This is a genomic window from Sphingomonas phyllosphaerae (assembly GCF_029623345.1).
In the GTDB taxonomy this organism is placed as follows: Bacteria; Pseudomonadota; Alphaproteobacteria; order Sphingomonadales; family Sphingomonadaceae; genus Sphingomonas; species Sphingomonas phyllosphaerae_C.
Genome location: NZ_JAPYKH010000002.1, coordinates 353759 through 373896 on the forward strand (window position 1 = coordinate 353759; position 20138 = coordinate 373896).

Annotated in this window: 17 protein-coding genes; 10 read left to right on the top strand and 7 right to left on the bottom strand. The window is 70.0% G+C overall.

Going from position 1 to position 20138, the window contains the following annotated elements; genetic code table 11:
• Positions 1-58 precede the first annotated feature (58 nt).
• Positions 59-2572, bottom strand: a complete 2514-nt coding sequence (locus QBJ89_RS03430; protein ID WP_277979141.1) for a beta-glucosidase family protein — start codon at positions 2570-2572, stop codon at positions 59-61.
• A 230-nt stretch (positions 2573-2802) separates the two neighbouring features.
• Between QBJ89_RS03430 and QBJ89_RS03435 the strand changes: the two genes are divergently transcribed.
• On the top strand, positions 2803-3465 hold the full coding sequence (locus QBJ89_RS03435) for a hypothetical protein (RefSeq protein ID WP_277979142.1): 663 nt from the start codon (positions 2803-2805) through the stop codon (positions 3463-3465).
• Between the two features lie 434 nt (positions 3466-3899).
• Here QBJ89_RS03435 and QBJ89_RS03440 read toward each other — a convergent pair whose 3' ends face one another.
• Complete coding sequence (locus QBJ89_RS03440; protein ID WP_277979143.1) at positions 3900-4583, bottom strand: OmpA family protein; 684 nt, start codon at positions 4581-4583, stop codon at positions 3900-3902.
• Between the two features lie 145 nt (positions 4584-4728).
• Here QBJ89_RS03440 and QBJ89_RS03445 point away from each other — a divergent pair, with 145 nt between their 5' ends.
• The gene (locus tag QBJ89_RS03445) at positions 4729-6024 is read left to right on the top strand and encodes a hemolysin family protein (RefSeq protein WP_277979144.1); all 1296 of its coding nucleotides are present in this window, start codon (positions 4729-4731) and stop codon (positions 6022-6024) included.
• Between the two features lie 48 nt (positions 6025-6072).
• Here QBJ89_RS03445 and QBJ89_RS03450 read toward each other — a convergent pair whose 3' ends face one another.
• The 4 genes from QBJ89_RS03450 to purD form a co-directional block, all read right to left on the bottom strand.
• A complete protein-coding gene (locus QBJ89_RS03450; RefSeq protein WP_277979145.1) occupies positions 6073-8058 on the bottom strand; it encodes a TonB-dependent siderophore receptor in 1986 nt (661 codons plus the stop codon).
• A gap of 104 nt (positions 8059-8162) precedes the next feature.
• Positions 8163-8618: a GreA/GreB family elongation factor gene (locus QBJ89_RS03455; protein WP_277979146.1), complete on the bottom strand. Its 456-nt coding sequence runs from the start codon at positions 8616-8618 to the stop codon at positions 8163-8165.
• Positions 8615-9313 (bottom strand): hypothetical protein, encoded by a 699-nt coding sequence (locus tag QBJ89_RS03460; RefSeq protein WP_277979147.1) that lies wholly within the window; start codon positions 9311-9313, stop codon positions 8615-8617. Before QBJ89_RS03460 ends, QBJ89_RS03455 begins: the two co-directional genes overlap by 4 nt.
• 33 nt (positions 9314-9346) lie before the next feature.
• A complete protein-coding gene (purD, locus tag QBJ89_RS03465) occupies positions 9347-10606 on the bottom strand; it encodes a phosphoribosylamine--glycine ligase (RefSeq protein WP_277979148.1) in 1260 nt (419 codons plus the stop codon).
• Here purD and xseA point away from each other — a divergent pair.
• Genes xseA through QBJ89_RS03480 form a run of 3 tightly spaced genes read left to right on the top strand, consistent with a single transcriptional unit; the run spans position 10605 to position 13155 of the window.
• Positions 10605-12014 carry an exodeoxyribonuclease VII large subunit gene (xseA, locus tag QBJ89_RS03470; protein WP_277979149.1) on the top strand — a complete coding sequence of 470 codons (1410 nt, stop codon included), beginning with the start codon at positions 10605-10607 and terminating at the stop codon, positions 12012-12014. The two genes, purD and xseA, sit on opposite strands and share 2 nt — an antisense overlap.
• Positions 12015-12025: 11 nt before the next feature.
• Positions 12026-12226 carry a DUF2093 domain-containing protein gene (locus QBJ89_RS03475; protein ID WP_277979150.1) on the top strand — a complete coding sequence of 67 codons (201 nt, stop codon included), beginning with the start codon at positions 12026-12028 and terminating at the stop codon, positions 12224-12226.
• On the top strand, positions 12223-13155 hold the full coding sequence (locus QBJ89_RS03480) for a M23 family metallopeptidase (protein WP_277979151.1): 933 nt from the start codon (positions 12223-12225) through the stop codon (positions 13153-13155). Before QBJ89_RS03475 ends, QBJ89_RS03480 begins: the two co-directional genes overlap by 4 nt.
• Before the next feature lies 1 nt (position 13156).
• Here QBJ89_RS03480 and QBJ89_RS03485 read toward each other — a convergent pair whose 3' ends face one another.
• Positions 13157-13693 carry a hypothetical protein gene (locus QBJ89_RS03485; protein ID WP_277979152.1) on the bottom strand — a complete coding sequence of 179 codons (537 nt, stop codon included), beginning with the start codon at positions 13691-13693 and terminating at the stop codon, positions 13157-13159.
• A 223-nt stretch (positions 13694-13916) separates the two neighbouring features.
• Between QBJ89_RS03485 and QBJ89_RS03490 the strand changes: the two genes are divergently transcribed.
• The 5 genes from QBJ89_RS03490 to egtB all read left to right on the top strand — a co-directional run bounded on the left by QBJ89_RS03490 (position 13917) and on the right by egtB (position 20137).
• Entirely contained in the window at positions 13917-17057 is a 3141-nt protein-coding gene (locus tag QBJ89_RS03490; protein ID WP_277979153.1) for a TonB-dependent receptor domain-containing protein, read from the top strand.
• A gap of 109 nt (positions 17058-17166) precedes the next feature.
• Positions 17167-18012, top strand: coding sequence for a tRNA glutamyl-Q(34) synthetase GluQRS (gluQRS, locus tag QBJ89_RS03495; RefSeq protein WP_277979154.1), 846 nt, complete (start codon positions 17167-17169; stop codon positions 18010-18012).
• Positions 18009-18242, top strand: a complete 234-nt coding sequence (locus QBJ89_RS03500; protein WP_219747595.1) for a twin transmembrane helix small protein — start codon at positions 18009-18011, stop codon at positions 18240-18242. The genes gluQRS and QBJ89_RS03500 overlap by 4 nt, the downstream gene beginning before the upstream one ends.
• A gap of 9 nt (positions 18243-18251) precedes the next feature.
• On the top strand, positions 18252-18809 hold the full coding sequence (locus QBJ89_RS03505; protein WP_277979155.1) for a cob(I)yrinic acid a,c-diamide adenosyltransferase: 558 nt from the start codon (positions 18252-18254) through the stop codon (positions 18807-18809).
• 68 nt (positions 18810-18877) lie between these two features.
• The gene (egtB, locus tag QBJ89_RS03510) at positions 18878-20137 is read left to right on the top strand and encodes an ergothioneine biosynthesis protein EgtB (protein WP_277979156.1); all 1260 of its coding nucleotides are present in this window, start codon (positions 18878-18880) and stop codon (positions 20135-20137) included.
• Position 20138 lies beyond the last annotated feature (1 nt).

Here is a 20138-nt window from a genome sequence, read left to right on the forward strand (position 1 = left end):
CTGGAACAAGGGAGGACGGCGCCTCGCGGCGCCGTCCTCTTTCTCGTTCTTGGACGCCTCAGCGGGTAAGGCTGCCTGCCTCGACCAGGTCGCTGAGCGCGGACGAGGTCCCGAGCCGCAGCACGTAGCGGCCGCGCGGCGTCACCCAGGCGTGCTGCGCCTTGCTCCACACGCTCATCGGATGATGATTCGCCGCCGGGTCGACAGCGACCGTCACGCGCCGCGACTCACCGGGCGCGAGCGTGACGCGCGCGAAGCCGACGAGCCGACGCGGCGGCTGGTGCGCGCCCACGGCATCGGCGCTGGGCGGCAGCGACAGATAGGCCTGCACCACCTCGGTCCCGGCGCGCGCGCCGGTGTTGCGCACCGTCACGCTCGCACGCAGCACCTTGTCCTCGCCGGTCGGGTCGAGCCGCGGCGCGTCGCTGGCGAAGTGCGTGTACGAGAGACCGTGGCCGAAGGGGAAGGCGACGCTCGGTGTCGAGTCGCAGTGCGAATCGTACCAGCGGTAGCCGATCTCCAGCCCCTCGCTGTATGTCACCGTCTGCGTCTTGCCGTCGCCGGCGGGGATGCCGGGGAATTGCACGGGCGTGATCGAATCGAGGAAGCCGCGTGCCGCGATCGGGAAGGTGACCGGCAGGCGCCCGGTCGGTTCGGCGCGGCCGAGTAGCAGGTCGGCGACGATATTGCCGTCCTCCTGGCCGGGGAACCAGACCTCGAGGATCGACGGGCCGGCCGCGCCGAGCAGCGCCGGATCCAGCGCGACGCTGGCATTGTCCTTGAGCACCAGCACCGTCTTGGCCGGCATCGCGGCCGCGGTGGTGGAACGCGCCGCCAGGATCGCGGCGAGCATCGCCACCGTCCCGCTCGAGGCGGCGGGGTTCGCGCCCTCACCGTCGGCGGTGGCGATCGCGCTCGGCTTGGCGACGTACCAGTCGAGCGAATGGCCGGCCGCGGCGGGCTGGGCGAGTTCGTGCCCGTCCTTGCGCGTAAAGCTGGCACGGTCAGCGCCCTCCTCGGCGTTGCTGCCCGCCATCACCACCACCGCGTCGGCCGCGGCGATCCGCGCGAGCGCGGCATCGAACGCCACCGCGCTGCCATCGATCGTGGCGGCGCGATTGGCGTCGTCGACCAGGATCAGGCTGACCGATGCGTCGGCGCGGCCTACCGCGCGCAGCCCGGCGCGCAGACCGTCGATCGGCGCGACCGTATAGGCGGGAACCACGTCCGAGCTGCCGCCGCCTGCGCCCATCGGCTTGCCCAGGATCGCGCCGCCTGCGATGGCCTGCTGTGCGTAGGGTTGGCTCGCCTTGCCGACCAGCGCGATCATGCGCGCGCTCCGTGCCAGCGGCAACGCGCCATTGTTCTGGAGCAGCACCGCGCCGCGCGCTCCGATCGAGCGCGCGGCACGTCCGCCCGCGGCATAATCGATCGGCGACTGCCGCAGCGCGCGGTCGAACACGCCGGCCTTGAACATCTGCGTGTAGCGGCGCTGCAGCGCGCGATCGATCTGCGCCGGCGCGATCGCGTTGTCGGCGAGCGCGGCCGTCAGCTTGTCGGGCGCCCAGTGGATCGGCGTCGGCATCTCATGGTCGAGCCCCGCGTCCAGCGCCGGAGCGGTACTCTTCTGCGCGAAAAAGTCGGTCTGGACATAACCGGTGAAGCCCCAGTCGTCGCGCAGCACTCCCGTCAGCATCGGCTTGTTGGCGCATGCCTGGACGCCGTTGAGGAAATTGTACGAGCACATCACCGCAGCGACCTTGGCGTCCTTCACGCTCATCTCGAACGGGATCAGGTACAGCTCGCGCAGCACCTGCTCATCGACGGTCTCCTGGATCGTCATGCGGTTCGTCTCCTGCTCGTTGGCGACGAAATGCTTGGCCATGGCGATGATGTTGCCGGCCTGGACGGCACGGATCTCGGCCACCGCCATGGTACCGGCGAGATACGGATCCTCGCCGAAATATTCGAAGTTGCGGCCCAGGATCGGCAGGCGCGCCAGGTTCATCCCCGGCGCCTCGAAGACGTGGAGCGCGAGGTCGTTCATCTCGCGCGCGATGACCGCGCCGAAATCGGCGGCGACTCGCGGATCGAACGAGGCGGCGACCGCCATGCCTGAGGGTAGCGCGGTCGCCTTGGCCGAGCTGGGATCGCTGTAGGCGCGAAACATCGAGCGCCGGTCCGGGCTCATCGAATCGCGTACCGCGAGCGACACGCAGTCATTCTGGCCGACGCCGACCGGGCCGTTGGTGATGCGGAAGGTGGGGATCGCCAGCGCCGCAATGCCGTCGACGTGCCGCGCCCCGAAGCAGTTCGGCAGCTCGGGCAGGACCGAAGGCTTGCTGCCGGTGAGCTGCTGCATCTTCTGCGGAAGCGTCATCGCGCCAACCAGCGCATGCGCACGCTCACGCGCGACCGCCTCGCGGGCCTCGTCCGATCGCGCGGTGCGCTGCTGCTCGACCACGGCGGGCGCCATCCAGGCGAGCGGTGCCGGCGTCTGCGCCGGGAGCGGTCCCGCCAGCGTGGACGAGACCAGCAGCGCCCACGCGCCGCGACGAGACCATGCCGCCATCCTCATCCTCCCTATCGTCGCCGGCTTTGCCGATCGACATTGGCCTTACCAGATGTCAGGCAGCTTGCCCAGTGAAGAGGGACGGATACACCCGCATCCGAAATTCCGCCTGTCATTGACGGCGAGGGCAGGCGAGGCTGACGAAGAAACCGATGCGGGCGACGCGTTCTCGCCGCATCGACATGCGCGCGCGCTTGACCCGAACCGCCCGCGATGATCGAAGGCGAGGCATGAGCGAGCTCCCTCCGAACCAGAACAATGACGCGGGCGCCCGCGCCGAGAAGCGCGCCGTCGAGGCGGCAGCGATCCGACGCCGCTGGATCACCTTGGGCGAGGTGCTCGCGCTGGCGGCGGTGCTGATCTCGGCGTTGACCTTGTGGAGCAACTGGAGCGACCGGCGCGACGACAAAGTCGCCAAGACCGAGGAGTCGACGCGCGCTTCCTCGCGCGCGACGACGCTGACGTTGGTGGCGTCGGCGGCATCGAAGGACCGCATCACCGTGCGCCCGGCCTCGGACGCGCAGTCGGTGCAGAGCCAGACGTTGCTGTTCCCCTCCGCGCTCGGGCTCGACCCGGTCGAGACCACGGGCGAGCCGCGGATCGAGGGCGATTGGTTCGAGGGCGCGCTGAAGAAGGCACGCGCCGCGGCGCACCGCCCAGACGACAGTCGCGGCGACGAGCAGATGCCGATCGCGATCATCACGCGCTACCTCGTTGATGGCTCGCCGCACGAGGACGTCGCGCTCTACGACATCGGCTATTCGATCAGCGGCCATCTGTTCAGCGGGCACAGCATCAGCCTGCGCGGGATCTCGCTGGTGACGCGCGTGCCGCGCGCCGGCGCGCAGGCGCGGCTCGACGCGCGCTGGGCGAGGCTGCTGCCGACGCGCTGAGAAGCGATCACGCGGCCCCATGGAGTACCAGGCTCCTGCGCAGGCAGGAGCCCAGGGCCGGGGCCGTCCTGCTCCGTTCCTCTGGGCTCCTGTTCGCGCAGGAGCACGCCGTCGCCCACGTGAGCCGCTCGCGCCCCGCGCGAGGAAGAGGTGCGGATCAACGCAGACAATTGATTTCAAGCGCTGAACGACAGAAAGAATCGAGTCGAGCTTTTGTATGCTGGAAAGCGTTGATAATAGAGTTGAATGGGTTAAGACGCACTGATCGGAACGTGCCAAAACGCGATAGCGTTTGTTGGCTCGTCTCTCTAAAAGGATTTATGTCTCAAAGACGAGGTGCGATAGATTTGCAAGTGGGCGGCAGCGACTTGTTCGTATCTGTCCACTTTCGAGGGATAATCAGAGGTGCGCGGCCCGCCGCCCGCCCCTGGACCTCATCGCGGCGGCACGTCGTTCTGCGAGATCGGCACCACTTTGATCTCCACGCGGCGATTGGCGGCGCGGCCCTGCTCGGTGTCGTTGGTCTCGATCGGCTGGGTCTCGCCGAAGCCGCGCGTCGCGATCCGCGCCGCCTGCACGCCGTGGCTCGACAGATAGTCCGCCACCGAGGTCGCGCGCCGCTCCGACAGATCCTGGTTGTACGAGTCGCTCCCGGTCGAGTCGGTATGGCCGTACACGTCGATATAGGTCTGCGGGTAGTCCGCCAACACGCTGGCCACCTTGTCGAGCGTGCCGCGGAACTGCGGCTGCACGTTCGCCGAATTGTACGCGAAGTTGATCCCCGACGGTATGTTGAGCAGCAGGTCGTCGCCTTGGCGGGTCACCTGCACGTCCGTGCCGCGGGTGCGCTCGCGCATCTCGCGCTCCTGCTTGTCCATGTAAGCGCCGATCCCGGCGCCGGCGATCCCGCCGATGCCCGCGCCCAGGATCTTCTCGGTCCGGTCGCGCCGCCCGCCGACGACGTCGCCGAGCAGATAACCGCCGAGCGCGCCGCCCAGGCCGCCGATCGCGGTCTTCGAGATGCGGCGCTCGCCCGTCTCCGGATCGGTGGTGCACGCCGCGACCGACACCAGCGACAGCGCGGATACGGCCGCGACCAGCTTCGACGAGAGCTTCATGCTTTTCCCTTTCCCCAGATCAATGCCGGTCAACCCGACCCACGCAATCATTGTTCCTGCCGCGCTGAATGCGCGATGACGGAGCGAACCGCCACTTTGCGGATTGTCGCGCGCACGCTTTGCCGCCAAGAGAGACAGTACGAACATGCTACCGCCGTTCCCCTGGATCGACGTCGTCATCATCCTGGCGCTGGTCGCGCTCAACGGCGTATTCGCGATGAGCGAGCTGGCGATCGTGTCGGCGCGCAAGGCGCGGCTCGAGGCGATGGCGCGCAGCGGCCGGCGCGGCGCCGCCACCGCGATCGAACTCGCCGCCGATCCGGGCAAGTTTCTCTCGACCGTTCAGATCGGCATCACCCTGATCGGCATCATCGCGGGCGCCTATTCGGGCGCGAGCCTCGGCACGCCCACTGCGGCGCGGCTTGAGGCGCTCGGGCTGGGTCATGCGGCCGCGGAGCGCCTCGGCTATATCCTGGTGATCGGGCTCACCACCTACGCTTCGCTGATCGTCGGCGAGCTCGTCCCCAAGCAGTTCGCGCTGCGCAAGCCCGAGACGGTGGCGGCACTGATTGCGCTGCCGATGGCCTATCTGGCGCGCTTCACCAAGCCGATCGTATGGCTGCTCGATTCGACCAGCTTGCTGGCCTTCCGCCTGCTCGGGCTGACGCGCGAGAACGAGGACCAGGTCACCGCCGAGGAACTCCACCTCATCGTCGCCGAGGCGAGCAAGTCGGGGGTGATCGAGGAGCATGAGCGCTCGATCATCTCTGGCGTGGTGCGGCTTGCCGACCGGCCCGTGCGTGAGGTGATGACGCCGCGCACCGAAGTGGAGTGGATCGACGTCTCGCTCGATGACGCCGCGATCCGCGCCAAGCTGCTCGATGTCGCGCACAGCCGGCTGCCGGTCGCGGAGGGCTCGATCGATTCGGTGATCGGCGTGGTGCAGGCGCGCGACGTGGCGATGGCGCTGTTCCGCGGCGAGACGCTCGACGTGGCGCGGCTGATGCGGCGCGCGCCGGTGGTGATCGATCAGATCGACGCGATGGACGCGCTCGACGCGCTGCGCCGCGCCGAGGTGCCGATGGCGCTGATCCACGACGAATACGGGCACTTCGAAGGGATCGTCACGCCCGCCGACCTGCTGGCCGCGATCGCGGGCGAATTCGTCTCCGACGCCGATCCCGATGAGACCCCCAATGTGGTCGAGCGCGACGACGGCTCGCTGCTGGTCGCGGGCACGATGGCCGCCGACGCGCTGGCGGAGCGGCTCGGCATCGATCTGCCGGAGGACCGCGACTATGCCACGGTGGCCGGGCTGGCGCTGGCGGCGTTCCGCAAGCTGCCCGCCGAGGGCGAGAGCTTCGAGAAGCAGGGCTGGAAGTTCGAGGTGGTCGACCTCGACGGGCGCCGCATCGACAAGCTGCTCGTCAGCGAGGCGTGACGTCGGCGGGAGACGGAACGCGCGCCCGCGTCGCCGCTCCATGCCGCCTCAGAGCCGATAGCGCGCACTCGCCAGCACGGTCCGGCCCTGATCGCGGTAGCAGAAGCTCGCGGCGCAGGTGACCGGCTCCGCGTCCAGCAGGTTGGTCGCATTGAGTTGCAGTCGGAGCGGCGCGAGCGACGGTACGTCATAATGGACCACCGCGTCGACGAAGGTGCGCGCTCGGTTGCGGATCGTGTTGGCATCATCGCCCCAACTCGGCCCGAGGTAACGCACGCCCGCGCCGAACCCGAAGCCCCGCAGCGTGGGCGCATAATCTGCCCAGAGCGAGCCATTGTGCCGCGGAGTCGCCGACAGATGGTTGCCGATCGTGCCCGCCGCGCCGCGCCGGATCCGCATGTCGGTGAGCGCATAAGCCGCGGTGAGGTCGAGCCCTGCGGCGACGCGCGCCGAGGCTTCCAGCTCCGCTCCCCTGGAGCGTAGATCGAGCTGAACCTGACGGTTGATCCCGGTCGAGGCGTCGAACACGACGCCGTCGCGCTGGCGGATGTCGAACGCGGCGGCGCTGAGCAGCACGCCTGTCCGCGGGATCCATTTGACGCCGCCCTCATACTGCCGCGCGCTGGTCGGCCGCGCCGGCGTGCCGTCGAGCAGCAGGCCGACGTTCGGCTCGAACGAGGTCGACCAGTTGAGATAGGGTGTCACGCCCTCCGCCACGCGCAGCGTCGCGCCGACGCGACCGCTCAGCCGACGGTCGTCGCGCTCGGCCGTCGGGGCGTCGGGCACGTCGGTGCGCGCGTCGAGCCAGTCGTGGCGTACACCGGCGGTGAGCCCGAGTGCGCCCGCCTCGATCTGGTCCTGCGCGTAGAGGCCGATCTGGTAGAAGCGCTGCCGCGTCGTCGGCGCCAGTGCCGGGCGCGCCAGGTTGGTGTCGCTCAGCGGGGCGGTGCCGAAGCCCTCCGCGCTGCGATAGCGGACGTCATTATAGTCGATGCCGATCAGTAGCCGGTGGCGCATCGCGCCGGTGGTCAGCTCGGCGCGCAGCTGGTCGTCCAGGTTGACGCTCTTCGTCCAGTCCGCCGCGCGCGCCCCGAGGCGGGTGACCGGCGCGGTCGGGTCGGTGACGTAGGAATAGGCCATGTCGACGGTGACCTCCTGCACGCGCATGTTTTGGTGCAGCGACACCGAATCGCCCAGGCGATGCTCGAGCGCGTATCCCGCGCGCCACTGGCGATGGGTCAGATCGTTGAAGCGCGGGTCGCTCAACGGGATTCGCGTCACGCCGCGGGCATCGTTGTAGAACGCCGCGCTCGCCCCGGTGCGCGACCACATATATTCGCCGAGCACGCTAAGGTCCGTATCGTTGCCGAGCCGCGCGGTGGCAGCGGGTGCGAGGAAGTAGCGGTCGTCCTCGAAGCCGGGGAGCGACGTGCCGCTGTCGCGCGCCACGCCGGTGACGCGCAGGGCGACACCGTCGCCGACCGGCATGGAGACGTCGGCGTTGAGCTGATAACGGTCGTAGCTGCCGACCATGCCCTGCACCTCGGCGAAGCGGTCGGCGCTCGCGCGCTTGCTGGTGACGTCGACCAGCCCGCCCGCGCCGCTCGCGCCGTAGAGCACCGAGGCGGGGCCGCGCACGACCGCCAGCCGCTCGATGCCATAGGGTTCGTTGCGCCACAGCCCGAGCGGACTGTTGAGCTGACGCAGCCCGTCGCGGAACACGCCGGTGTAGGTCGCCTGGAAGCCGCGGATGAAGAAGGCGTCAAAGCGCGGGTCGAAGCCGTAGCTGCCGGTGTTCACGCCAACAACGTAGGCGAGCGCCTCGTTGAGCGAGCGCGACGCGCGGTCTTCGAGCCGGCGCCGGTCAAGCAGCGTGACCGACTGCGGTATGTCGACGAGCGGCGTGGCGGTTTTGGTGGCGGTGGCGGTCGTGCCGGTGACGATGACGTCGTCGGCGGCCGCGTCCTGCGCGTGTGCAGTGAGTGGCGCGAGTGTGACGCCGGCGATGACGGCGGCGAACAGTCGTTGGTTCATGCGCGATCCCCTTCGGGGAACGGCCTAAGCTAAATGCGAATGCGTCGCAACATCGCGCAACTAAGTTGCTCTACCAGCGTCGTTTCCGAGCATCGACCCAGCCGTCAGCCGATGCTCAGCACCTCGATCGCCTCCTCGCGTCCGTTGAAGGCGACGGCATCACCTTCGCTGGCGCCGAGCAGCGCGCGGGCGAGCGGTGCCGAAAGGGCGAGCAGCCCCGCGGCGGGATCGGCCTCGTCGTCGCCGACGATCGTCACGCGCCGATCGCGCCCGTCGAGCGTGAAGGTGACGGCGGTGCCGAACCCCACCACGCCGTCGGCGCGCGCAGCTGTCTCGATCGCGGTGGCGCGACGCGTCTTCCAGTAGCGCAGGTCTCGCGCCACCGCCTTGCGCGCCTCCTCGTCGTCGGCCGCGGCCAGCGCGCTCTCCAAGGCGGCGACGCGCTCATCGATCAGCGTACGCCCGCGCGCGGTGACGAGATTGGGTCCGGGCGGGATCGGCAGCTCAAAGCGGGGCTCGAGATGCTCGTCGTCGCTCTCGCGGCGGAAGGCGACGCTCATCCCAGCTTTCCGAATTGCGCTTCATAGCCGGCTCGGTCGCCCTGCGCGAGCAGACGCGCCTGCTCGCGCCAGCGGTCGCGCTCCATCCGCCCGGCAAACACGCCGAGCTGTGCGTCGAGCTGCGTCGCCTCCGCGTCATCGAGCCAGGCGAGCTGGTCGACGCGCGTGATGCCGAGCTCGGCGAGCCGCGTCGCGATCTTGGGCCCTAGGCCTTTGAGCAGCGTGATCGACTGCGCTCCCGAACTCTCGTCTGCCGTCGCTCGCGGCGCATCCAACGCGGCGCTCGCGGGCGAGGCGTCGAGCGGTGCGGCGGCGACGATCGGCTCGCCGGCGAGTGGCGGCTCCGGCGGTGTCTCGTCGACCGGCGTTTCGTCCCGCAGCGGGGAGGGGCGAGACGCAGGCGGGGGCGCCTGCTCCGGCACGGCGTTATGCCGATCCTCACGCGCGTCGTCGCTGCCGCGCACGATCGGGCGTACGCCCTCGGCGGTGTTGGTGACCTCGACCCCGTCGGCGCGCAGCTCCTCGATCCGCTGCTGCTCCTCCGCCTCGGCCGCGCGGCGCTTGGCCTTGAGCCGGCCGCCCCAGATCATGCCGATCACGGTGAGCACCGCCAGCAGCGCAACCAGCGCGAGCGCGACGGTGACGAGCACCTGATCCTGCGAGATCGGTTCCAGGGCGAAGCTGGAGGAGTTCATCGGCGAGTCCTAGCGGCGGGCAGCATTTGCAGGTCAACCATCGGCGTGCGCCTTCGCTCCGATGTCGTGGCGGAAGAACCCGGTCGGGAAGTCGATCGCCTCGAGCGCGCGATAGGCGGCGGCGCGTGCCGCGGCCACGTCTGCCCCGATCGCGGTGACCGCGAGCACGCGCCCGCCGCTCGCCACCAGCGCTTCGCCGTCCTGCCGCGTGCCGGCTTGGAATACGGTCGCGCCGGTCGCCTCGGCAGCGTCGATCCCGCCGATCGCGCCACCCGTGCGCGGGTCGCCGGGATAGCCCTCGGCCGCCATCACCACCGTCAGCGCGGCGTCGTCCGCGAAGGCGGGGCCGGGAAGATCGGCGAGCCGCCCCTCCGCCACCGCGAGCAGCATCTCGACGAGGTCGCCCGCAAAGCGCGCCATCAGCACCTGGCACTCCGGATCGCCGAAGCGAACGTTATATTCGATCAGCTTGGGGCCGTCCGCGGTGAGCATCAGCCCGGCGTAGAGCACGCCGACATAGGGCGTGCCCGCGGCGGCGAGCGCGTCGATCGTCGGGCGCACGATCTCGCCGAGCGCCTGCTCCTCCAGCTCGGGGGTGAGCACCAGCGCCGGGCTGTAGGCGCCCATGCCGCCGGTGTTGGGGCCGATGTCGCCGTCGCCGACGCGCTTGTGGTCCTGCGCCGAGCCGAAGGACGCGGTGGAGGTGCCGTCGCTCAGCACGAACAGGCTGGCCTCGGGACCTTCGAGCCGCTCCTCGATCACCGCCTCGACCGGCCCCTGCGCGTAGAGGTCGCGGATCGCCGCCTCGGCCTCGGCGCGCGACATCGCGACCACCACGCCCTTCCCTGCGGCGAGTCCGTCGGCCTTGATCACGCAGGTCTCGCCAAAATCGTCGAGGCAGGCGAGCGCGCCGTCGCGCGAGGTCACCTTGAAATAACGCGCGGTCGGAATGCCGACACGCGCGCACAAGTCCTTGGTGAAACCCTTCGAGCCTTCCAGCTTCGCCGCCTCGCGCCCGGGGCCGAATACCGCTACGCCGATCGCGCGGATGTTGTCGGCGAGGCCGCGCACCAGCGGCACTTCCGGCCCGATCACCACCAGCCCGATCTGGTGGCGGCGGACGAAGTCGATCACCGCGCGGTGATCGTCGACGTCCAGCTCCGCGATCGTGGCGTGCCGCGCGATGCCGGGGTTGCCCGGCGCGGCGAAGAGCGTATCGAGACGAGGAGATTGCGCCAGTTTCCACGCGAGTGCGTGCTCGCGTCCCCCCGATCCCACCAGCAGGATGTTCATGGCCGACCCCCTTTACGATACTCAGGCGGGCCGGCTGGTAGCCGAGGCCACGCCCGGCGACAATGCGATGGCGGTCAGCGTCAGCGAGCTCTCGGGGCGGCTCAAGCGCATGGTCGAGGGTGAGTTCGGCAGCGTGCGGCTGCGTGGCGAGATCTCGGGCTACAAGCGCGCGACCTCGGGCCACGCCTATCTCTGCCTCAAGGACGATGCCGCGGTGATCGACGGCGTGATGTGGAAGGGCAGCGCCGCCGGGCTCGCCTTCCGCCCCGAGGACGGGATCGAGGTGGTCGCGACCGGACGGCTGACGACCTATCCGGGCCGCTCGAAATATCAGATCGTGATCGAGTGGATGGAGCTCGCCGGCGCGGGCGCGTTGATGGCGCTGCTCGAGAAGCTTCGGCTCAAGCTGGCGGCGGAGGGGCTGTTCGACCGCGAGCGCAAGCAGGGGCTGCCGTTCATGCCGCGCACGATCGGCGTCGTCACCTCGCCGACCGGCGCGGTGATCCGCGATATCCTCCACCGGCTTGAGGACCGCTGCCCCACGCACGTGATCGTCTGGCCGGTCAAGGTGCAGGGCGCGGGCGCGGCCGAGGACGTGGCGGCGGCGGTGCGCGGCTTCGACGCGCTCCCCGCGGACGGTCCGATGCGCCGCCCCGACCTGGTGATCGTCGCGCGCGGCGGCGGCTCAATCGAGGACCTGTGGGCCTTCAACGAAGAGGTCGTGGTGCGTGCCGTCGCTGCCTGCTCGATCCCGATCATCTCCGCGGTCGGGCACGAGACCGACACGACGTTGTGCGACCATGCCGCCGACCTGCGCGCGCCGACCCCGACTGCGGCGGCCGAGATCGCGGTGCCTGTGCTGGCCGAGCTGCGCCTGTCGCTCGACGCGATGCGCCAGCGCACCGAGCGCTGCGCACGCCGCTACGTCGAGCGCGGGCGCGAGCGGCTGGACGCGCTCGCGCGCGTGATGCCGACGCGCGACCGGCTGCTCGGCCCGCAGCGCCAGCGGCTCGACGAACTGGGCGGGCGGCTCGATCGTGGGCTGGAGCGGCGCGTGACACGCGCGCGCGGTGAGCTCGACCGTACCGCCGGTGCGATCCGTCCCGCCGCGCTGGAGCGGCGCTTGGAGGCGGGCCGGGCGCGGCTCGCCGATCTGGGCCGACTGGTCGAGAGCCTCAACCCGGACAAGCTGCTGGATCGCGGCTATGTACGGGTTGAGGCCGCGGCGGGCGGCACGGTGACCAGCGCGGACGCCGCGCGCGCCGCGGGTGCGCTGCTGCTCCACTTCCGCGACGGCGCGGTGTCGGCGCGGGTGGGGGAAGGGGCGCCGCCCGCGCGTGCGCCCACGCTTGAGGCCAAGCCGCCGCGCGCCTATCCTGAGAAGCCCGACCAGCCGCGCCTGTTCTGAGAGTTGCCCCGATGCTGATGAGCCACACCGACCGACCCGCCAAACTCCATTATCTCGCCAACGGCTTCCGCGTGCTGGTGCCGGGCGACCATGTGGTGTGCGCGGTGTCGGGGGCGCGCATCCCGCTGGAGGACCTGCGCTACTGGGATGCGGCGACGCAGCGCCCCTTCGCCAGTGCCGCGCTCGCGACCGAGGCGTTGGCGCCGCGGTGAGCGGGCAGCCGATGGCGGTGGTGCTGGCGAGCGCGGTGGCGCTGGCCGGCTGCGTGCCGGCGCCCGCGACCGCGCCGCTCGCCGCGCCGGTCGATCCGGTGACGGCCGCGCGTGACGAAGCGCCACCGCGGCCGACGCTTCCCCCGCCGCCCGAGCTGGTCTCGCCCGTCCGCCTCGGGCTTCCGCCAGCGCTCGCGCAGGGCGGAGTCGCGCTCGGCACCGCCCCGACGGGGACGACGCGGCTGACTCTCGACGGCGTGCCCGTGCCGCTCGCGCCGGACGGCCGTTTCCTGGTCGCCGCCGACCGTGACGCGTCCGGCGTGCTGACGGTGACCGCAGCGCTGCCCAACGCGCGCACGCTCACCGCGACGTTGCCGGTCACGCCGCGCGCGTGGCGGCTCGAGCGGCTCGACCGCGTCGCCAAGGTGCCCGTGCCCGACGCCGATTTCACGCGCCGACGCCCCGCCGAGCTGCGGCAGATCGCCAGCGCCCGCACCGTCGATGGCAACTCGGAGGGCTGGCGCCAGCGCTTCCGCTGGCCAGTGACGGGCCGGATCTCGGGGCCGTTCGGCGCGCAGCGGATCTACCGCGGCGAGCCCGGCAGCTATCACGGCGGAGTCGACGTCGCGCGCGGCGAGGGAACGCTGGTGGTCGCCCCGGCCGACGGGGTGGTCACGCTCGCCGCCGACCCGCCCTTCACGCTGGAGGGGCGACTGCTGATCCTCGACCATGGCGCCGGTCTGACCAGCGCCTTCCTCCACCTCTCGCGGATCGATGTGCGGGTGGGGGAGCATGTGCGCCAGGGCGAGCCGATCGGGTTGGTCGGCCGCACCGGCCGCGCCTCGGGGCCGCACCTGCACTGGGCGATGACGTGGCGCGGCGCGCGGATCGATCCGCAGCCGGTCGCCGGAGCGATGCCCGCGGCCTAGCTCAGCGCAGCCGCAGCGCGCGATAGCTGCGGCCATCGACGTTGAGGAAGAAGGCGCCCATCGTGCCCTTGCGGATCCGCACCTTGGCGCCCGCCTTGGGGGGGAAGGGCATCGCGTCCGTGGTCTGCCACACCGGATTGCCCTCATCTGCCAGCGTGATCTCGCCGCGGCCGTTGGCGCCGGGGCGCGCGCTGCGGACCGTGGTGTCGATCTCGCTGAACGTCTCGCGCTGATCGGTCTCGCCGCGGTCGGCGCCGCCACCGAGCAGACCGAGATCGGGCAGATTGAGGCCGAACACGGATCGTCGTGCGCGTCGAACGTCGGCGCGATCGACGATCCGCACGTCATTCTGCTTGACCGCCTGCTCGAGCGCGGCGCTCGCCTTGTCGTAGCAGGCGAGCCGCTCGCCCGCGTCCGTGATCGCACGGCACGCCGCGAAGCCGCCAAGGACGCGTTGCGCGCCGCCGCCCGCTTGCGCGCTGACCGGCGCCGCCACGAAAACTGCGATGGCGGCGATCGCCGTCCGAGGTGGCCGCATCGTCACACTTCTCCCCTGCTCACCGACACGCCGGGGTCGTTATCACACCATTCTTCATCTGTGTCATTGAAGTTACACTCTTTCAAAAACGCCATCGAAGAGGCGTGCCATGTTGCTGTGCAGCGTGGCTTCACGGTAGCCATCGCCATCCCGGGCGGCCGCGCCGGCCCGGAGCACATTCTGTGAATGCCGGAAAACCGGCCACAAAAGGGGACTGAACTCTATGCTGAACGCCTATCGTTCGCGCCTGCTCGCCTCGACGCTGCTGGTCGGCGCCGCGGTGATCGCCGCTCCGGCGACCGCGCAGACGGCCGATCCCGCCAGCCAGCCGAAGACGGGCGTGCAGAGCACTGATCCCAACGCGCCGGCCGCCGGCATCTCGAGCCAGGATTCGGCCCCGCCGGCGGGCGAGACCAGCTCGGGCGACATCGTCGTCACCGGCACGCTGATCCGCAACCCCAACCTGATCGCGTCGAGCCCGGTCGCAGTGATCGGCCAGGAAGAGATCCAGCTGCGTCAGCGCAACACCGCAGAAGAACTGCTGCGTGACCTGCCGGGCGTGGCACCGTCGATCGGTTCGGCGGTGAACAACGGCAACGGCGGCTCGGCCTTCGTTGACCTTCGCGGCCTCGGCAACTTCCGCAACGTCGTGCTGCTGGACGGCAAGCGCATCGCGCCGTCGAGCACCGTGGGTCGCGTCGACCTCAACAACATCCCGCTCTCGCTGGTCGAGCGCGTCGACACGCTGACCGGCGGTGCGGCCACCACCTATGGTGCCGATGCGGTATCGGGCGTGGTCAACTTCATCACCCGCTCGGACTTCTCGGGCATGGAGCTGAACGTCTCGGAGGGCATTACCGAGCGCGGCGACGGCGAGCAGACCCGCGTCGACCTGACCGTCGGCGCCAACTTCGATGACGGGCGCGGTAACGCGGTGCTGTCGATCGGCTACCAGAATTCCGATCCCGTCTACATGGACGCGCGGCGCTTCTCGCAGAACAGCTACACCTCGACGAGCGGCTCGCCGGGCGGTTCGGGCACCACGGTGCCGGCGCGCTTCAACCTCGCCGGTCTCGCCGGTCGCGGCAATGCCGGCTTCCAGTCGGGCAACTTCCAGATCAACCCGACGTCGGGCGGGCTGCAGCAGCCTGTGCAGCCGTTCAACTTCAACCCGTACAATGTTTTCCAGGTCCCGTTCCAGCGCTACAACATCTACGCCGCGGGCCATTATGATATCTCGGACAGCGTGCAGGTCTACAGCCGCGGCCTGTTCTCGAAGAATACGGTGAGCACCGTGATCGCGCCGTCGGGCATCTTCGGCTCGTCGCTCGCGATCCCCTTCTCCAACCCGTACCTGCCGGCAGCGGCGCGTTCGCAGTTCTGCGCCAACAACCCGACCTTCAACGCGCAGAACCAGCAGGTGGCGCAGCTCACCGCGGCGCAGTGCGCGGCGGCGGCGACGGCGACCGATCCGACCGATCCCAACTTCCGCTACTTCACCACCACGACCAACCGTCGTACCACCGAGACCGGGTCGCGCATCTCGGACTATGTCACGACGATCTTCGACTATAACGCCGGCGTGAAGATCGGCATCACCGATCGCATCAACCTCGATCTCGGCGGATCGTACGGTGAGTCGGAGAACACTCAGACGATCCGTAACTACGCGCTGACCTCGCGCTTCCGCTCGGCGGCGTTCGCCACCAATACCACGAGCTGCCTCGGTGGCGCGCCGGGCGGCGCGGACATCACGGCGGGCACGGGCTGCGTCCCGATCAACCTGTTCGGCCCGGCGGGCTCGATCTCGTCGGATCAGGTGTCTTACCTGACGGCGGACAGCACCTCGTCGAACCGCACCTCGCTGGCGCAGGTCCGCGCGCTGCTGACCGGCGACATTGGCTTCTCCTCGCCCTTCGCCAACGAGCCGATCGGCTTCGCGCTCGGCGGCGAGTATCGCAAGTACACCGCCGGCCAGAACTCGGACACGCTGTCGCAGACCCCGGGCGAGCTCGGCGGCGCGGGCGGCGCGGCGCCGACCTTCACCGGCGGCTACAACGTCTGGGAAGCGTACAGCGAGGTCATCGTCCCGCTCGTCGAGGACAAGCCCTTCTTCAACAGCCTGACGGTCGAGGGCGGTGTGCGCTACTCCGCGTACAAGGTGGATGCGGTCGGCAACCCCAGCTACGACACCTGGACCTACAAGGGCGCGGGCACGTGGGCGCCGTTCGGCGGCCTGAAGATCCGCGGCAACTACCAGCGCGCGGTGCGTGCGCCGAACATCGGCGAGCTGTTCAACCCGGTGAGCACCGCGCTGACCAACCTGTCGTATGACGCGTGCGCCGGCGCCGCGCCGGTGAACAACGCGACGCTCGCCGCGGTGTGTATCGCGCAAGGTGCCCCGGCCTCGACGATCGGCAGCATCGAGACGCCGACCGCGGCGCAGGCCAACTTCACCGCGGGTGGCAACATCAACCTGCGTCCGGAGAAGGCGAACAGCTTCACCGTGGGCGTGGTGCTGCAGCCCGACTTCGTGCCGGGCCTCTCGATCTCGGTCGATTACTACAACATCAAGATCCGGGACGCGATCTCGCAGCTCACCGCGGGCAGCGCCTATAACCTGTGCTTCGGCGATCAGCAGGGTAGCGGGATCACCGCCGCCAGTGCGGCGAGCGCAGCGTGCCTCAACATCAGCCGCAACCCCGTCACGGGCGCGCTGGACGGTGACCCGGCGACGACGCGTGGTCTGATCATCACGCCGAGCAACGCCGGTACGATCCTGACCGACGGTATCGACCTGAACGTCGGCTACCGCCGCGACTTCGGCGTCGCCAAGCTGAACCTGAGCTTCCAGGGCAACTGGACGTCGCGTTCGCAGTTCCAGGCGGCGCCTGGGTCGGACACGCTGCGCTGCGTCGGTCTGTACGGCCAGAACTGCGGTTCGCCGGGTTCGGCCGGCCCGAGCTCGTCGGCGGGTTCGCTCCAGCCGGAGCTCACCTGGAATCAGCGCACCACGGTGTCGTTCGGTTCGGCCGACATCTCGCTGCTGTGGCGTCACCTCGACAAAATGCGTGTCGAGCCGGGCGTGACGACCTTCAGCGGTACGATCGAGTCGGGTCCGCTGGCGGGCCGTCAGGTCAACTTCGGCCGCATCCCGGCCTACAACTATCTCGACTTGGCCACCCGTTTCGGCGTCACCGACAATTTCGACCTGACGCTGACGGTCACCAACCTGCTCGACAAGGAGCCGCCGCTGGTCGGTGGCACCGTCGGGTCCACCTCGTTCAACAGCGGCAACACCTATCCGTCGAGCTACGACGCGCTGGGCCGCCGCTTCGTGGTGGGCGCGCGCATCAAGTTCTGATCGCGACGCATCGACGAGACGTTTGGGGGGTGGGCTTCGGCCCGCCCCCTTTTCGTATCTCGTCGCGGCGCCCTTGCGCGGCCACGTGCCGCCGCGCACATCGCGGCGGATGGATCCGGTGGTCACCCGCTTCGCGCCCTCGCCGACGGGGCGGCTGCATGTCGGCCACGCTTACTCGGCTATCCGGGCGCACGATCACGCACGGGCGCGTGGCGGACGCTTCCTGCTCCGCATCGAGGACATCGACGGTACCCGCAGCCGCCCCGAGCATGTCGACACGATCCTTGCCGATCTCGTCTGGCTCGGGCTGTCGTGGGACGGGGAGGTGGTTCACCAGTCCCGGCGGCTCGATCGCTACGCCGCCGCGCTGGAGCGGCTGCGCGCGATGGGGCTGCTGTATCCCTGCTTCTGCACCCGCGCCGAGATCGCCGGGGCATTGAGCGCGCCGCACGGGGCGCCGCCGCTCTATCCGGGCACCTGTCGCGCCATTCCCGCACCCGACCTGTCGCGTCCGCATGCCTGGCGGCTCGACATGGCGGCGGCAGTCGCACGCGCCGGTGCGCTGGAGTGGAGCGACGCCGGCCGCGTCGTCCCGTCCGATCCGCTTGCGCAGGGGGACGTGGTGCTCGCACGCAAGGACGCGCCCGCCAGCTACCATCTCGCGGTGACGGTCGACGACGCCGCGCAGGGTGTTACCGACGTCGTCCGCGGCGTCGATCTGTTCGCGGCGACGCACGTCCACCGCCTGCTCCAGGCGCTGCTCGACCTGCCGGTGCCGCGCTGGCATCATCACGCGCTGCTCACCGGCCCGGACGGCGAGCGGCTCGCCAAGCGCCACGGGGCACCAGCGCTCGCGGTGCTGCGCGAGCGCGGCGAGGACGGTCATGCGTTGGCCGAGCGGCTGCGCACGGGCGACTTCCCAAAGCCCGTCGCAGTCCCTACCTTCGGGGCATGAACACCTTCCTCGTGATCCTCCTGGTGGCGGCGATGATCGCCACCGTGGTCGCTCTGGTGCGCGGCATCGTCTCCTTCCTCCAGGAAGCGTCGGCCGACGCGCGCGGGGAGGGGGGCGGCCCGACGGCGGCGCAGCTCAAGAGCAACCGCATGATGCAGCAGCGCATCCTGTTCCAGGCGCTGGCGGTGCTGGTCGTCGTCGTGCTGCTGTTCGCCGCCGGCCGCACCTGATCATCCAGGGTGGTCAAGCTCAACCGAATCTACACGCGCACCGGCGACGCGGGCACGACCGGGCTGGTTGACGGCAGTCGCGTGCGCAAGGACGACGCGCGCATGGCCGCGATCGGCGACGTCGACGAGGCCAACAGCGCGATCGGCGTCGCTGCCGAGACGCTCGCCGACGCCGATCACGTCGCGGCGCTGCGTCGCGTGCAGAACGATCTGTTCGATCTGGGTGCCGACTTCGCCACGCCGGGCGACGACTTCACACCGTCCGAGATGATGCTGCGCGTAGTGCCGGCGCAGGTCGAGCGGCTCGAGCGCGAGATCGACACGCTCAATGCCGATCTGCCGCCGCTGACCAGCTTCGTGCTGCCGGGTGGCGCGGCCGCGTCGCTCCATCTCGCGCGCGCGATCGTGCGCCGCGCCGAACGCAGCGCCGTGGCGGTGCTGCCGCACGCCAACCCTGCTGCGGTCATGTATTTGAACCGCTTGTCCGATTTCCTTTTCGTCCTGTGCCGCGCCGTGAACAAAAAGGCGGGTGGCGACGTTCTGTGGGTCGCGGGGGCCAATCGTTAACATAGGATAAGGCGCCGGCGAGCGTCGCGCGGGCGCAGGGCCGGGCGCGACGGGTGGGAGACGATCCGATGGCAGCGCTGCCTGATCTGAAGACCGGCGATGCATCGCTGGGCGAGCGCTATCGCCGCGTCCGCGCGCTGAGCCAGGCGCTGGCGGCGCCGCTCTCCGACGCTGACGCGACTGTTCAGTCGATGGACGATGCCAGCCCGGCCAAATGGCATCTGGCGCATACCACCTGGTTCTTCGAGACCTTCGTGCTGCGCGACCATGTCGCCGGCTATCAGCGCCACGACGAGCGCTACCCCTTCCTGTTCAATAGCTATTACGAGGCCGAGGGACGCCGCCATGCGCGCGCGCGGCGCGGCATGATCACGCGCCCGACGCTCGACGAAGTGCGCGGCTATCGCGCCGCGGTCGACGCCGCCCTTCTCGACGCGCTCCCCGACCTGCCGGAGGCGGCGCACGAGCTGGTCGCACTCGGCTGTCACCATGAGGAGCAGCATCAGGAGCTGCTCGTCACCGACATGCTCCATCTCTTCGGCGAGAACCCGCTCGAGCCGGCGATCTGGCGGGCGGCGCGCAAGGTACCGGTGGCCATGCCCGGACCGATCGGCTGGATCGAGCGCGACGAGAGCGTCGTCGAGGTCGGTCATGCCGGCGAGGGGTTTGCCTTCGATTGCGAGGGGCCGCGGCATCGCGCGCTGCTCGCGCCGCACGCGCTCGCCGATCGCACCGTGACCAACGGCGAGTGGGCAGTCTTCATCGCCGACGGCGGCTACCAAACGCCGCGCTGGTGGCTCGCCGATGGCTGGGCCTGGGTCCAGCGCGAGGGCGCCGGTGCGCCGCTCTACTGGGAACAGCATGACGGCATGTGGACGCGCTTCGGTCTCGATGGTCGCCGCGCGATCGACCCCGCCGCGCCGGTGACGCACGTCAGCTTCTACGAGGCCGACGCTTATGCCAGCTGGGCGGGAGCGCGGTTGCCGACCGAGTTCGAGTGGGAGGCCGCGGCCTCGGCCTATGACCCTGCCGGCGGCAACCAGCTCGACCGCGCCGGCGCCGTAGAGCCGCGCCCCGCGAGCGACGGTCCCGCCTTCTTCGGCGACGTGTGGGAGTGGACCGGCTCGGCCTACCGGCCCTATCCCGGCTTCCGCCCGGTCGAGGGCGCGGTCGGTGAGTATAACGGCAAGTTCATGAGCGGACAGTTCGTGCTGCGCGGCGGCAGCTGCGCCACGCCGCGTGGCCACGCGCGCGCCAGCTACCGCAACTTCTTCTACCCTCATCAGCGCTGGCAGTTCACCGGCGTTCGTCTCGCGAAGGATCTCTGAC

Excerpts from the sequence above, each read along its gene's own strand:
- purD (WP_277979148.1), bottom strand. The coding sequence starts at position 10,606 with ATGAACATCCTGCTGGTGGGATCGGGGGGACGCGAGCACGCACTCGCG.
- egtB (WP_277979156.1), top strand. The coding sequence starts at position 18,878 with ATGGCAGCGCTGCCTGATCTGAAGACCGGCGATGCATCGCTGGGCGAG.
- QBJ89_RS03490 (WP_277979153.1), top strand. The coding sequence starts at position 13,917 with ATGCTGAACGCCTATCGTTCGCGCCTGCTCGCCTCGACGCTGCTGGTC.
- QBJ89_RS03440 (WP_277979143.1), bottom strand. The coding sequence starts at position 4,583 with ATGAAGCTCTCGTCGAAGCTGGTCGCGGCCGTATCCGCGCTGTCGCTG.
- QBJ89_RS03435 (WP_277979142.1), top strand. The coding sequence starts at position 2,803 with ATGAGCGAGCTCCCTCCGAACCAGAACAATGACGCGGGCGCCCGCGCC.
- QBJ89_RS03460 (WP_277979147.1), bottom strand. The coding sequence starts at position 9,313 with ATGAACTCCTCCAGCTTCGCCCTGGAACCGATCTCGCAGGATCAGGTG.
- QBJ89_RS03445 (WP_277979144.1), top strand. The coding sequence starts at position 4,729 with ATGCTACCGCCGTTCCCCTGGATCGACGTCGTCATCATCCTGGCGCTG.
- QBJ89_RS03485 (WP_277979152.1), bottom strand. The coding sequence starts at position 13,693 with ATGCGGCCACCTCGGACGGCGATCGCCGCCATCGCAGTTTTCGTGGCG.
- QBJ89_RS03455 (WP_277979146.1), bottom strand. The coding sequence starts at position 8,618 with ATGAGCGTCGCCTTCCGCCGCGAGAGCGACGACGAGCATCTCGAGCCC.
- QBJ89_RS03430 (WP_277979141.1), bottom strand. The coding sequence starts at position 2,572 with ATGGCGGCATGGTCTCGTCGCGGCGCGTGGGCGCTGCTGGTCTCGTCC.
- QBJ89_RS03500 (WP_219747595.1), top strand. The coding sequence starts at position 18,009 with ATGAACACCTTCCTCGTGATCCTCCTGGTGGCGGCGATGATCGCCACC.
- QBJ89_RS03475 (WP_277979150.1), top strand. The coding sequence starts at position 12,026 with ATGCTGATGAGCCACACCGACCGACCCGCCAAACTCCATTATCTCGCC.
- gluQRS (WP_277979154.1), top strand. The coding sequence starts at position 17,167 with ATGGATCCGGTGGTCACCCGCTTCGCGCCCTCGCCGACGGGGCGGCTG.
- xseA (WP_277979149.1), top strand. The coding sequence starts at position 10,605 with ATGGCCGACCCCCTTTACGATACTCAGGCGGGCCGGCTGGTAGCCGAG.
- QBJ89_RS03450 (WP_277979145.1), bottom strand. The coding sequence starts at position 8,058 with ATGAACCAACGACTGTTCGCCGCCGTCATCGCCGGCGTCACACTCGCG.